This is a genomic window from Methylobacillus sp. DLP286 (genome assembly GCF_056636515.1).
In genome coordinates this window covers 2,049,495-2,063,393 of sequence record NZ_CM153145.1, presented here as the reverse complement: position 1 = coordinate 2,063,393, position 13,899 = coordinate 2,049,495, and the positions used below count along the sequence as shown (strand labels likewise).

At 50.2% G+C, this 13,899-nt stretch carries 10 protein-coding genes; 1 reads left to right on the top strand and 9 read right to left on the bottom strand.

Going from position 1 to position 13,899, the window contains the following annotated elements; genetic code table 11:
* Positions 1–97: 97 nt before the first annotated feature.
* The 7 genes from mauJ to ACWXTG_RS09835 all read right to left on the bottom strand — a co-directional run bounded on the left by mauJ (position 98) and on the right by ACWXTG_RS09835 (position 10,155).
* Complete coding sequence (gene mauJ / locus ACWXTG_RS09865) at positions 98–1,441, bottom strand: methylamine utilization protein MauJ (protein WP_480219768.1); 1,344 nt, start codon at positions 1,439–1,441, stop codon at positions 98–100.
* Positions 1,442–1,581: 140 nt separating this feature from the next.
* The gene (locus ACWXTG_RS09860; protein WP_480219767.1) at positions 1,582–3,114 is read right to left on the bottom strand and encodes a TniQ family protein; all 1,533 of its coding nucleotides are present in this window, start codon (positions 3,112–3,114) and stop codon (positions 1,582–1,584) included.
* Complete coding sequence (locus ACWXTG_RS09855; protein ID WP_480219766.1) at positions 3,111–4,124, bottom strand: TniB family NTP-binding protein; 1,014 nt, start codon at positions 4,122–4,124, stop codon at positions 3,111–3,113. Before ACWXTG_RS09855 ends, ACWXTG_RS09860 begins: the two co-directional genes overlap by 4 nt.
* Positions 4,114–6,057: a Mu transposase C-terminal domain-containing protein gene (locus ACWXTG_RS09850; protein WP_480219765.1), complete on the bottom strand. Its 1,944-nt coding sequence runs from the start codon at positions 6,055–6,057 to the stop codon at positions 4,114–4,116. The genes ACWXTG_RS09855 and ACWXTG_RS09850 overlap by 11 nt, the downstream gene beginning before the upstream one ends.
* A complete protein-coding gene (locus ACWXTG_RS09845; RefSeq protein ID WP_480219764.1) occupies positions 6,039–6,743 on the bottom strand; it encodes a Tn7 transposase TnsA N-terminal domain-containing protein in 705 nt (234 codons plus the stop codon). The genes ACWXTG_RS09850 and ACWXTG_RS09845 overlap by 19 nt, the downstream gene beginning before the upstream one ends.
* Positions 6,744–7,210: 467 nt before the next feature.
* Positions 7,211–7,924 (bottom strand): TSCPD domain-containing protein, encoded by a 714-nt coding sequence (locus ACWXTG_RS09840; RefSeq protein WP_480219763.1) that lies wholly within the window; start codon positions 7,922–7,924, stop codon positions 7,211–7,213.
* Between the two features lie 71 nt (positions 7,925–7,995).
* Positions 7,996–10,155 (bottom strand): adenosylcobalamin-dependent ribonucleoside-diphosphate reductase, encoded by a 2,160-nt coding sequence (locus tag ACWXTG_RS09835; protein WP_480219762.1) that lies wholly within the window; start codon positions 10,153–10,155, stop codon positions 7,996–7,998.
* A 465-nt stretch (positions 10,156–10,620) separates the two neighbouring features.
* Between ACWXTG_RS09835 and waaA the strand changes: the two genes are divergently transcribed.
* Positions 10,621–11,898 carry a lipid IV(A) 3-deoxy-D-manno-octulosonic acid transferase gene (waaA, locus tag ACWXTG_RS09830; protein ID WP_480221225.1) on the top strand — a complete coding sequence of 426 codons (1,278 nt, stop codon included), beginning with the start codon at positions 10,621–10,623 and terminating at the stop codon, positions 11,896–11,898.
* 21 nt (positions 11,899–11,919) lie between these two features.
* Here waaA and ACWXTG_RS09825 read toward each other — a convergent pair whose 3' ends face one another.
* A complete protein-coding gene (locus tag ACWXTG_RS09825; protein WP_407993329.1) occupies positions 11,920–12,477 on the bottom strand; it encodes an isochorismatase family protein in 558 nt (185 codons plus the stop codon).
* A gap of 26 nt (positions 12,478–12,503) precedes the next feature.
* A complete protein-coding gene (locus ACWXTG_RS09820) occupies positions 12,504–13,883 on the bottom strand; it encodes a TolC family outer membrane protein (RefSeq protein WP_480219761.1) in 1,380 nt (459 codons plus the stop codon).
* Between the last annotated feature and the right edge of the window lie 16 nt (positions 13,884–13,899).

The window sequence follows — 13,899 nt, the reverse complement described above, 5'->3', positions numbered from 1 at the left end:
TCTGCTTGGGCTTTAGATCCTTAGCTGAGAGGGGCGAGCTGTGAGTCAATGGTGTAATTATGTTAGTTTGTGTGGATTGGCCAGCACCCAATTCAGCCTATGTGTCCCGAGCAACCTTGGATTGCCTAAATTGCTCTAGTGCTTGAGCTACAGCCTCCTCTGGAGCACGCGGAATGATGTTCACCGGAATAACTACCTCACAGTTAACCGGTTCAACTGCTTCGATCGCTAACTCCACGGATCCATTTCCCACAACACTATGGAAATAACGCGTAAAGTCTTCGACATCTTCCTCAGTAATTTCAAAGTCATCGCGCATCCCACTTTCATTAAGTAGCGTATGGATGCGTCCATTCGCCACGTCTAGGGCAAACGCCAATACGATCGACTCTCGTGCACTTACTGCAATGAGCTTCACGACCCCATTGCCACTCCCTATAGGCAATAAGGTCATTTTTTGAAATTGTTTAGGTGGTTGATCTGGCCACAGTCGGACTGATACAGCTGCACCATTCAGGCCGCTTAACCCTTCAATATTTTCGACTATACCACCGCCTTTTAGCGTAACTAACGCTTCAGGCGTGATTAGTGCATGCCAAGGCTCTGTCCGATCCCGTGTTAAGTAAAGATCCATTTCATCAGGAACGCCGGCATCGACTTTTAGATAGCGATATGCCAAGGCGTCGATGATGTCTAGGTCGGCGGTAATTCGCTTACGATCTGCTGGAATGTCGGGATCTATAATATTTCCATCTACGCTAGCATGAGCAACGGCACAGCGCCCCGAATCATATAGGTGCTGGCTGACGTTGACGTTCTCTGCACGCAGTTTATTGATGCGCGTCAGAGCACGCCCTTCATTGATAGCATCCAGATTCTGGTTGATCCATGCAACTCTTTGCTGAGACGTATCGAACTGGCTTTCCAACACCTTGAAGAAAGACAAAAAGGAGTACGGCTGGTGCACTCTCTCCAGTCTTTTTCCCTCTCGGAAAAAGGCAAGCGCCTTGCGTACTTTGTCGTCCTCAATAATAGGCATGTGGTTGCAACTGAATCTTTTGTTCCCACCTTGCAGGAGCGTCGCGAAGGCATCCGGACCAGCGCCAAAGCGATTCATATGTGTCGCCCACATCCGGCCAGTGATATCTACATATCCTCTCTTAAAAAATCCTAAGATGGATGTAAAGCGATACAACCGAGAGAGTGCTTCATCGAAGTGCTGTTTGGTAGTTGCTGGCGTACTAATTGCCGGAGCAATCCTATGCTCCCCCTCTTGCCGTGCTCCATGAAGCATGTACTCGACTCCATCGTATTCGACCAATACGTCTTCCTGAGGCCATGCAATAGAAGACGCAACACTAACAGTCGCCCAGCCTAAGCGGTTGCGGGTTTTGGCTAGAAGGTCGGCTTCGAAATAATGACGAACATAAGGCGTTTTCATATCAGCTATTCTAAAAAGTTTAGATGTGGCTAGATGTAGGAGATTTGTGCAAGGGTAAACGCATGGGAGCAAATTTGACTTAAGTGCAAACTCGAGTTCTTGTATATATCAAAGTCACTAGGTATGTGGTGTACATTGATCTAAAAAAGCGATTTTGAAGTTTCAAGGTGAATCTTACCTGTTAGGAAATTCAAATTGTGCCGCAGCTGCAGTTTCTGAAGATCATCAATCAAGAAAGTTAAGCTAGGCAGATTTGTACCAGCAACAGGAATAATCTCTCCGTTCAAGGTTAGACCAATGAGTTTGGCTATCGCAGTATGCTGGATGTGTTTCTTCTTCAAGATATCTTGCAGCGTGACTGCGGCACCATTATTGTTTCTACGCGATTTGACTACCATGCTTATCACTCTATCCAGGAAGCCTTGTAAAGATAGAAGGTTATATCCGTGGGTACCCACTGCGAGCCTGTCCAAGATTAATACTCGTTCTGCCTTTAAAGCTTTAAGGAGGTTCACTGGTATCTTCAACCAAGCAGCAGCGTGCCTTTGATCTAGCGATTCCCCTTCAGAGGGCAAGAACGGAAGTGAGCTAACATCAAAAATATAGCGGACACTAGCGCCAGCTTTAATTTTCTTACCTGAAATGATACCGTCCTTCATGTATTGCATGACAGTTGGTTTGGTTACCTTTAAGTAATCAGCGAGAGCGTTGATGCCCATTATATTGGGTATTAAATCTGCACGCTTCAAGGACCGTTTGTCCAGAGTAGATTTCTTCCAGCGCTGATTGCCAAAGTCTATAAAGCTTTTATGCAAGAAAGCAATAGGTTTATTTCTTTGGCCAGCTAAGCAAAACGCATAATAAAACGTGCGGAATTGCGTTGTAATATTCAGAGAGGAATCAGGTTCAACCGCATGATTCTCAAGATAGTCCCAAAATCCATTTGGCCAATTGTGGAGAAGTGCATGTGCAGCTTCAAGAGACCTTTCCCTAGCTGTACTATAACTTGAGTTCTGGATATGTAGTTGGGGCCGAATCTCCAACCGCCTGAAAATACTGAGGAACGCATTCAGGTCGAGATTTAACAAGTGTTCTAATGGATAACCTGAGGCTGATATTTTAGTTAAAGATTGTTCATCCTTATATAACCTCCATTTTATCAAATGCAGTACTTGAGTGAGATCAGCTGGTAATTCGCGGTTGATGTGTTCAAGTGTATGTCCACAGTTACATTTCAATAGACCCGGTCTGTTCCATTTCAATTTTCTATCGCAAGTAGGACATTGCCTCTTAAATGATAGAGCATGATCTGGGCATCCAATTGCATATTTGGTATCAAAGAAATTATGGTGGTATCCATTCTGTTTGATGCAAATTGGACAGAGTCGTGGTGAATTGCACCCCATGTAGATATCTGGAATTTCGATGTCATGGGCTAAAGATGCATACTTGTTGTGGTCTGAGCTTGAAAAATATTCCGCAAGATTAAAACCAAGTACATTGCTCAATGAAGAGTAAACACTGGGGTTGATGGTAAAGTGATCATTATCTATCCCTGCGTACGTCAAGATCAAAGAAGGTTTTGTATATCCATTGGATTCTGATAGGCGCAATAGATATCCTGGGAAGCTTTCGTAAGGAAAAGGCCTAGGTGTTACGACTAATGTCTTCATTTCTGGAACACCTCATCAGGCCTGGTCCTACGTCTAGAACTCTTAGCATAATTTGGATTGTTTTTAACCTCATCCCAACCTACCTGGTGAGCCAACTTGATATAGTCTGGTATTTGTCCGAGTTCAAAGTTTGGAGAAAAAGGATCGCCCGCGTGACTCCATACAGTGTGGTCAGGCACACTGTATTTCCACGCATCAGAAAAATCCTTCCATTCTAGTGATCGTTTTTTTGACTTAATCGCAGAAATGACAGTCTGGGTAATGATTTTTGAAACATAGCCGATGAATCCACCACTGGCACAGAAAAATGCATTAACGAAATGCGGTGATGAAAGTGCTGGAATATTTTCAAATGATTCCTCCATTGTTCTCTGATATGCGTCCAAGATGATTTTTAACTCATTTGTGTCGCTATTCTTACTAATATTAAATCTTTTGAGGTATACGCTAGACAACATTCTGCGTTTAAATTGGCTGCTTTCCAAAATGACAGTCTCGCAAGAGGGCAGTCCAGATACGATGATACCGATATCCATATCCATAAAGTCTTTAGCCATTTCACTGATATCTAGAATTTTTTTCAAGGTTTGCCTATCAACCAAACGTTGATATTCATCAATGATGATTATTTTGGTCTTGCATGCTCTTAATAGGATGAGTATTCTTTGTAGCTTATCGCCCAATGTTCCTTTTAAATAAAGAGGATCTCCTAATTCTTTGAGAATTTTCTCGTAAGTATTTTTAAGATTGGGAGTGTTTGGTAATGAGATATACAGGATAGGGATATACCAACCCTCATCGTTCTTTGTTTTTGGAACTCTAGTGAGAAGGTCATAAATTAGTGTGGACTTACCTGTACCAGACTCACCAATGATCGCAACAGAGTTATGTCTTGAGCCACGTACGGAGTTCTCATAGACATCATGTAGTTTTCTTAAGGCGGCTTTATAAGCACTATGGTCAACAACAAGCTTTTCTATGTGGTCAGCTAAGGAGAAATTATTCATCATAACCTCCTGGGCGTTTAATAACTCGAGTTGTGAATGCAATGGTTGGAGGAGACTCCTCTTCAGGCTGGGTATTGGATTCACTGTGGTTAATTGCAATTTTCTCGTTATCAATTTGTGGTTCGCTGTGGGAATAAGAAGGCTCAATGAATCTCCCTGCACGTTTACCAATTTTTTTAGGTTCATTTCGGAAAATAGAATAAATCTCAGCTAAAGCAATACGCCAACTCGTATTATCTTTTGGTAAAGCATTTTTCCTGCAATATTCTTTGATGGTTTTATGCATATAAAGAGATAAATTTTTAGTATATTCTTTATCTTTTGCTTCAACGACGATGTATCTATCTGTGTCCTGAGGAAGAAATACCCAAACTTTGCTGAGATCATCCTCGTCATATCTTACTTCTGTCTTGAACGCTGCCCCATATTGTTTTCTTAGATCCAGTAGACTCTTGTTTGAATACCAAATATCCTCAAATACAACTCCTCGATGATCTACGGTTAACATTTTTGATTTTGAAAATATGAGATCAATATCATCGATGTCTGTCATAAGTGGTATTTGACTTGGGTTAATTAGTCGTTGCCAAGCTTGACGCGGAGACTCATTTTTCAGTCCTTGATGAGGTTTTTCATGGTAGACGTCAACAATATACTTGTTCAAGATCGCTTTAAGCATATCCAGTGTTACATTGGCATTTTTTTCTGACTTATAGTCTTTACGTTCTTTTGGGTTACTTTTAGTTGTACCTGGGATGGCATGTATAAGCTGTGTATTTAATGTGCGGAAAAATCTTTCATTGTTTGGTTTTTCCCAAGGTGTTCCACGACCACAGTAAAGAATTTCCGTATACATATATGCGCACAGTCTTTCAAAGTCTGCGGCATGAAATTCCAATCCGTTGTCTACCATTAATAAGTCAAAGGTTCCAAAGGGTAGCCATTTGTTTTTTATTTGTACATGTTTGTTAGTGAGATCAGGTTTTGGTGAAACAGCGTGTTTAAAACACTTAGCCACTATATTTAAACTGGGAGGATTAAATCCAACGTAGTAGCCATAGATACATCGTGATGGAACGTGAATAAAGATCGTCAATGTTGGTCTTCCAATTAATCTACCATCCTCATCGATAATCATGACATCTAATGTTGTGTGGTCCATTTGACCGACATGCATACCAATAGGGTACGTTTTGGGTTTATTTAGCACCTGTCTATACTTGGCTCTAACATAATTAGCGCCTTCACGTGCCAAATCACGTTCGTATCTGGGAATTTGATTTATTAGCCTTCGTAAGTATTCGAAGCTGGGGTATTTATATTTTTCATGTGACAGTCTATTTTTATTTTCTTCATTTATCTCATTAATAATTTCTGTTAATGTCATCTGCATGGAAGTTTTTAAAAGCGTTAAATAATTTTCGTGTATTTTCTTAAGGCAAATGTCTCTCACATAAGGGTCAATTCTTTCGTACTTCCCTTTCTTGGAGTTGTCAGCCAGTAACGATTCTGGCTTTTGGTTTGATTCTTCATACTTAATTCTCCAATTCCTGACTGTACCAATGCATGGTTCTTTGTCTGGATCATTCATTGATTTGTGCTCAGCATGGATGGCTTGCTTCATCAGCTCACCATGGGGAAGACCTTCACATGCTTTAATGTATCTTCTTCTTTTGTTTATAATTTCCCACTTATCGTCACTTAATTCTGGTAATTTTCTGATCATTTTTTCAAGTTTAAAAGGATTAACCCTGGTTGATGTGCTTGGTGTAATTTCTTTATGGACTAAATTTCCATATAGTTGATCATAGGAAATTAATGTGAAATTTCCTTTTTCATCAGATATCGATATTCCATCACTGGTAACCGTTTCGATGACCACAGTTTCATCATTGAAATTGAACTTCTTACCAGGAATTAAATTAAGTTTTTCCATGATAATTTCCCTTCTGATGGTGGTGTAAGAGACACAATGCTTCCGCTTTCCAATGGAGCATTCATGTTGATATGTAAATGTCCTGACAAAATAAGCTGAGCTGCTAGAGGTATTTGTGTGTCAAGATAACTTCCCCAAGTTGAGGGGGAATTGAAACTTCCATCGTGTGGTAAATCTGTAAGGAATTTAAGTCGCGGTCTGCGAGCGTGTAAGAGAAGAGTGTGGCAATTTTCAACTACAAGAGTAGGTAGCTCAGACATCGTTACAAGCCTGTAACGAAACCCAAGTTTTGGTAAATTTTCACTAAGCAACTGCGTGCGATCAATGATCTCTTGGTTGATTTTGCTTGGATGGGGCTTAACTTCCACAAAGGTGGGATAGTGATCACCGCAGTCCACTAGAAAGTCCGGGAAGTGTCTTTTTCGCGCGCCATCTTGAAGAAAATTGATGGTGGCTGGTTGCTCACGGTAGTCAATAACATCAGGCATACATTCCAACATGCGTTGGAATTCGATTTCAGCTTTTGACTCACACCGAACAGTCCTCAACGTAGCGGCTTTGTGAGAAATGCCTTTGTATCGTTGATGTAACTGACTTCGGTTGATAGATTGCCTAGCCATTTGGCCGGCAGGTGGGAAGGTTATTGTGATGCCAAGGCTGACATCATAGGTGTCGCGATACTGCATTATCATTCTCCTTTTACGGTTTTAGCGCAAAAGGGTGGTCGCCCTGCATGTCGTGAAAATTGACATGCAGGGTTTAAAAGAGCAGACTATCGGTGGGTTTGGGCTAACTAAATCCACCAGAACCCCGGGCAGCTCTAACTGTTCCGGGGTTCATCATTTCTACTCATGCCACCCGTTCGGGTAATTCTAAGTAATTAATTTTATTCGTTTTAATTTATTTTTCCACACATGTGGAAAAATCTTCCTTGGTTTTGGCAGGTCTTCGATTATTCCCAATATATTAGCAAAAGTCAAGACTATATTACTATTGCGTATAAGGTACTAGATAAGCATCTTCATAAAAAAACCCCTCACTTGAGGGGTTTTTCATTTAAGTTATTGAGAGTAAATATTTATGTTTATGGGTAGTGAATTTAGGTTTATGCCTTTATGCACACAACAAAAAGCCCGCATTTGCGGGCTTTGCCTTAACCGCATTTGCTGTCTCCGCAATTGAGGCACGTCAGGCACCCGTCCATGACGATGGCGGCCTTGGTTTGGCATTTGTTGCAAAGTTGCGCACCGGGCGGGAAGCCTTCGGCATTGGTTTCGGCACCTGGTTTGGCGTGTTTTTCCATGTATTCGGTGCGCTTTTCGTTGATGAGTTTCTGCTGGTGTTCGTCGGGGCCGGATTTCTTCAGCATGCCGATCTGATAGAGGTGTTGTTCCAGCACCTCGCCGATCTCGGCGACCAGGCTGGGGATGTATTTGCCGCCTTTCTTGAAGTAGCCGCCGCTGGGCTCGAACACGCTCTTGAGCTCTTCCACCAGGAAGGTGATGTCGCCGCCCTTGCGGAAGGTGGCCGACATGACGCGCGTGAGCGCGACGATCCACTGGAAGTGCTCCATGTTCTTGGAGTTGATGAAGATCTCGAACGGGCGGCGGTGCTCCTGCGGGGTGCCTTCGTTCATGACGATGTCGTTGATGGTGATGTAGAGGGCGTGCTCGGTCACAGGGGTCTTGATCTTGTAGGTGTTGCCGATGAGCATTTCCGGGCGGCTGAGCGGTTCGCCCAGCTGGACGATTTCGGCGAGTTTCTGCTCGTGCGCCTTTTGCTCGGCGGCGGCTTGTTCCGCCTTGAGCTTGTCTTCTTCGGTAATGACGTTGTAACCGGTGATTTTCTTGTCGATCTTGATTGCCATGTTCGTCTCCTGTGCGCGTGCGTCACTGGGACAGACAAACGGACTCTTAATCCGTTTGTCTGCGATATTGTTTAGAACTTGCCGTAGTAGCCTTCCTTGAGGGCGTCGTAGAGATTGGCGGCGGTGTGGATTTCGCCGTCGTACTCGATTTCCTCGTTGCCCTTGGCCTCGATCACGGTACCGTCGTCCAGGGTGAACTTGTAGGTGGTGTTCTCGAGGTCCTTCTCGGTCACCAGCACGCCCTGGAAGGCTTCGGGATTGAAGCGGAAGGTGGTGCAGCCTTTGAGGCCTTTTTCGTAGGCGTAGAGGTAGATGTCCTTGAAGTCGTTGAAATCGTAGTCGGTCGGCACGTTGATGGTCTTGGAAATGGAGCTGTCGATCCATTTCTGCGCGGCGGCCTGGATGTCCACATGGGCCTTCGCGGCGATGGTGGAGGAATCCAGGAAGTATTCCGGCAATTGCTCTTCAGCCTTGTCGGAGAACGGCATCGCGTCCGCATTGACCAGTTCGCGGTAGGCGAGCAGTTCGTAGGAGAACACGTCGACCTTTTCCTTGGATTTCTTGCCTTCGCGGATGACGTTGCGGCTGTAGTGGTGCGCGAACGACGGCTCGATGCCGTTGCTGGCGTTATTGGCGAGGCTGAGCGAGATGGTGCCGGTCGGCGCGATCGAGCTGTGGTGGCTGAAGCGCGAGCCGGTCTTGGCGATCTGTTTGCGCAGTTTTTCCGGGAATTGCTGCATGTAGCGGCTGTAAAGGCCCATGAGCACCTTGCCCTTGATCTTGTCGCCGAGCTTGATGCCGTCTTTCGCCATTTCCGGACGCTTGGACAAGAGGTCGGCGGTGATCTCGAATTCTTCCTCCATGATCGGCGCGGCGCCTTTTTCCTCGGCGAGTTCCACGCCGACTTCCCAGCCGACCTCGGCCATGACCTTGGTGACCTCTTCGGTGAACTGCAGCGAATCGGCCTCGCCATATTTCATCCTGAGCATGGTGAGCGTGGAGCCCAGCCCCAGGTAGCCCATGCCGTGGCGGCGCTTGCGGGCGATCTCGTCGCGCTGCTGCTGCAACGGCAGACCGTTGATTTCGACGACGTTGTCGAGCATGCGTGTGAAGATGGCGACGACTTCGCGATATTCGTCCCAGTCGAAATAGGCGCTGTCGGTGAATGGCTGGCGCACGAACTTGGTCAGGTTGACAGAGCCGAGCAGGCAGGCGCCGTAAGGCGGCAAGGGCTGCTCGCCGCATGGGTTGGTGGCGCGGATGTTCTCGCAGTACCAGTTGTTGTTCATCTCGTTGACGCGGTCGATGAGGATGAAGCCGGGTTCGGCGAAATCGTAGGTGGAAGACATGATCACGTCCCACAGGCGCTGTGCCTTGATGGTCTTGTAGACGCGGCAGGCTACCTTGCCGTCGGATTCGCGCGTGAGGTACTTGTCCTTGACCGGCCATTCGCGCCAGACCACGGTTTCTTCATTGTCGACGTCGAGGCCGTCCTGCTCGGCTTCCTTCGCCGTGACGGGGAAGGCGAGCTTCCATTCCGCGTCGGCCTTCACCGCTTCCATGAACTCCTTGGTGATCAAGGTGGAAAGGTTGAACTGGCGCAGCCGTCCCGCCTCGCGCTTGGCCTTGATGAAATCGGTCACGTCGGGGTGCGAGATGTCGAAGGTCGCCATCTGCGCGCCGCGGCGGCCGCCGGCGGACGAGACGGTGAAGCACATCTTGTCGTAGATATCCATGAACGAGAGCGGGCCGCTGGTGTAAGCGCCCGCACCGGCGACGAACGCGCCCTTGGGGCGCAGGGTGGAGAACTCATAGCCGATACCGCAGCCTGCCTTCAAGGTCAGACCTGCTTCGTGCACTTTCTCCAGGATGCCGTCCATGCTGTCCTCGACGATGCCGGAGACGGTGCAGTTGATGGTGCTGGTGGCGGGCTTGTGCTCCTGCGCGCCCGCATTGGAAGTGATGCGCCCGGCGGGAATCGCGCCGCGGCGCAACGCCCAGAGGAACTTCTCGAACCACAGGCCGCGCTTCTCCTCGGTCTCTTCCACATCCGCCAAGGCGCGCGCCACGCGCTTGTAGGTGTCGTCCATGTCCTGGTCGATGAAACTGCCTTGCTTGGTTTTCAGGCGGTACTTCTTGTCCCAGATGTCCAGGGAAACGGACTGCATCGGGACCTCTGGCACGTCGGCCTCCTGAGTTGCGGGTTTAGCAGTTTTCACGGCCTTGAGCATGGGGGGATCCTCTCTAGTTTTCTGGCTGAATTCGCTGTTTTTTTGAATACCCGCTTAAATGTTGCGGAATATCCGCCGACCACAACATATAGTGAGTGAATGGAAAGTTATGTCATTTTATTGTGTTGGTCAAGGGTGTTTTTTGGTGCATGAGCGAATGGACATGCATCGGAAAGGGGCAGGCTGGACGAATGCCTTTTACCTGCAGCGTCTTGGCGCGGGGTGAGTCCTTGCTTCGCTTTATTTTGCTGCCTGGAAAGTATTGGCTGGGCGAGTCAATGGAAGTTTCAGGTAGGCAGCAATGCATGATGAGTGGGAACTGAAGTCCTGTTGCTGGACCTGGCCGATATCCAGCCCACGCAAAGCAGTCAAGAGGAAAACGAAGGTTCTTGGAGTCACCGCTGTCAGGTAGAGGCAAAAATCACGAAGCGTGATTATGCCCTGTATTCATGCGAAAATTGGCTGATGCCGCGCCTAATTTACACCTTCCTGATTTATCTCCTGTTGCCTTTTGCCCCTTTGCGTTTGCTGTGGCGCGGTATGCGCCAGCCGGAATACCGCCGGCACTGGGGGGAAAGGTTCGGTTTTTTCAAGACGCCGGTGACCAAGCCCGTCATCTGGATGCATTGCGTGTCCGTCGGGGAAACCCGTGGCGCGGCGCCCTTGATCAAGCTGCTGCAACAGCGATATCCGCAATACCAAATCCTCATTACGCATGCGACGCCCACCGGGCGCGAGGCGGGGGAGCAATTGTTCGGCGACAGCGTGTTGCGCTGTTATCTGCCTTATGACACGCCGGGCGCGGTTGCGCGATTCCTCGGGCATTTCCAGCCCAGGCTGGGCATGCTGATGGAAACCGAACTGTGGTTCAACCTGATTGCAGGCTGCAAGACGCGCGATATCCCCATCCTGTTGGTGAATGCGCGGCTTTCCGCAAAGTCTGCGCAAGGATATGCCCGGCTGGGACGCCTGGTCGGCAATGGTTTGCGGCAATTGACGGCGATTGCGGCGCAGACCATGCAGGATGAGGAGCGCTTGCAATCGCTGGTTGCAGCGCATGGACATAGCTTGCCGGTCGAGGTGACGGGCAACTTGAAGTTCGATGTGACGCCGCCGCCAGAGGCGTCGGCGCAGGGCGAGGCATTGCGCGAGCATTTTGGCCGTACTCGGCCGGTGTTTCTGGCCGCCAGCACGCGAGACGGCGAGGAGGCGATGATCCTGGATGCGGTTGCTGCGGCAAAATTGCCGCAGTTGCTGACTGTCATCGTGCCGCGCCATCCGCAACGCTTCGACGAGGTAGCCAACCTGTTGACGCGGCGCGGCATTCATTTCTTGCGACGCTCCGAGCTATCGCAGGCGGTACCCGCCAATGTGGAGGTGGTGCTGGGCGACAGCATGGGGGAAATGTTCGCCTACTATGCGGCCTGCGATGCCGCCTTCATCGGCGGCAGTTTGCAGCCGCTGGGCGGGCAGAACCTGATCGAGGCCAGCGCCATGAGCAAGCCGGTGCTGGTCGGCCTGCATACGTTCAATTTCGCCGCGGCGACGGAAATGGCGATTGCGGCCAAGGCTGCCTGGCGCGTGCAGGACGTGGCAGACTTGGCGCGGGCCTTGCAGCGCCTATTCGGCGATCCGGAGCTGCGCCAGTCCATGAGCTGGAAGGCGCTGGAATTCAGCGCCAGCGCGGGAGGCGCTACGCAGCGCATTGCGGATTTGGTGTCGCGCTACATGCCCGATAGGTAATCCCGGCCCGACTGGGCCGGATTACCGCACCAGCCGGGAAACCGCCTTGAAGGCTTCGCCTTCGGCAATGCCCAGCCACTCGAACACGATGGATTCCGTATTGCTGATGATCACGCCCGCCTGGCGCAGCCTCGGCAATGCATTGGCCTTGTTGGCCGGGTCGCGCGACAGCACGGCATCTTCCGCCACGATTGCCTGGTAGCCGTCCCGCTGCAATTGCAATGCGGTCTGCAGCACGCAGATATGGGCTTCCATGCCTGCAAGCACGATTTGCGGCCGGTCGGCGTGCAATCGCTCGCGGAACGCGGGCACCGCGTAACAGGAAAACGCGGTTTTCTCTATCCTGCAGGCATGGCCCAAGCTGTCTTGCAGGCCGGCGATCGTATTGCCCAGGCCCTTGGGATATTGCTCGGTGCAGATGGCGGGCACGTCGAGCAGGTGGGAGGCCTGCAGCAGGATATCGCAATAACGCGCCACCGACGTCATGGCATCCTGGTCCATGGCGGCGGCGAGCCTTTCCTGGACGTCGATGACGACGAGCTGGCTGAGGGAGCGGACGGCTAAATCGGTGGCAGGCATGGACTTGTTCCCGGCTCTATCGTCGCTCAGTCCGACAATTGGCTGGTCAGGACCAGGCGCTCGTTGACTTCGCTCAAGTCGGCCTCATTCAGGAGGCCGACGGCATATCTCAGGCGGAGCACATTCATCAGGTAGTTGTAGCGCGATTGAAGCAGGTCGCGCTTGGCGGTGAACAATTGCTGCTGGGCATTGAGCACATCCACGCTATTGCGCACCCCGACCTCGTAGCCCAGGTTGGTGGAATCGAGCTGGCTCTGGCTGGAACTGAGCGCCTGTTCATAGGCCTGGACCTGCGCCACGCTGCCGGTGAGGTTCAGGTAGGCCTGGCGCGTATCCAGTTCGGATTTCCTGCGTGCCGCCTCGACTTCGTCCTGGGCCCTTTGCTGGTTGGCGACGGCTTCGCGCACGCGGGAGCTGATAGCACCGCCTTGGTACAGCGGGATGTTCAGCCTGAGGCCGATGGTGGCGTTCTGCAGATCGCTGCCGAAGCCGTTGGGGCTACCGCTCGCGCGGGTGTCGGCATAACTGCCCACCATGTCCAGCGTGGGCCAGTGCCCTGCGCTCATGCGCTCGACTTCTTGCGTGGCGAGCCGCAGCGCTTCCTGCTGGATGCTTAGCGCCAGGTTGTTCTGTACGGCAAGGTTGACCCATTGCTCCATGTCCAGCGGCTGGGGCGAACGGGTTTTCAGGTCCTGGCGCACCGTGGCAAGGCGCTCGGGCAAGCGTCCAGTGATGGCCTGCACCGCGCGCTTGCGCACCTCGTAATCGTTGAGCACAGCGATTTCCTGGGCCTTGAGCAGGTCGAACCTCGCCTGGGCCTCATTCACGTCGGTGATGGTGGCCGTGCCCACCTCGAAATTGGCCTTGGCCTGTTCCAGCTGCTCGGCAATCGCCGCTTTCTGGCTGTTGATGAGGTCGATCTGGTCCTGCGCCATGAGTACGTCGAAATAGGCCTGGGCGCTGCGCAGCATCAACTCCTGCTGCGATTGGATCAATTGCTTGTCCGCTTGCGACACCTGGGTTTCCGCCTGCTTCATCTGCACCCAGTTTTCCTTGCGCAGGATGGGCTGGCTGAAGTTGACGCCGAAGCCGAAGGTGTCGAAGGACTCCCGGCCCGCATTGCGGAAAATGGCGTTCTGCCCAAGATAGCGGATGTCGGTCTCGGAATGGCTGGCATCCGTCGTGAAGTTGACGGTGGGGCGGTACAGCGCCTTGCCCTGCTCGATTTTTTCCTGCGCCGCCAGGTTGCCGCTGCGTGCGGCGGCCAGCGTCGGGTCGTTGGTCAAGGCGATTTCGTAGATGTCGAGCAGGTTCTGCCCATTGGCGGCGGCTTGTGCCTGGAACGAAGCCAGGCCGGCTACGGCAATGAAGAATAATGGAATGTGGGCAACTCTCATGGCAGTCATCTCTGAAATATCTGTT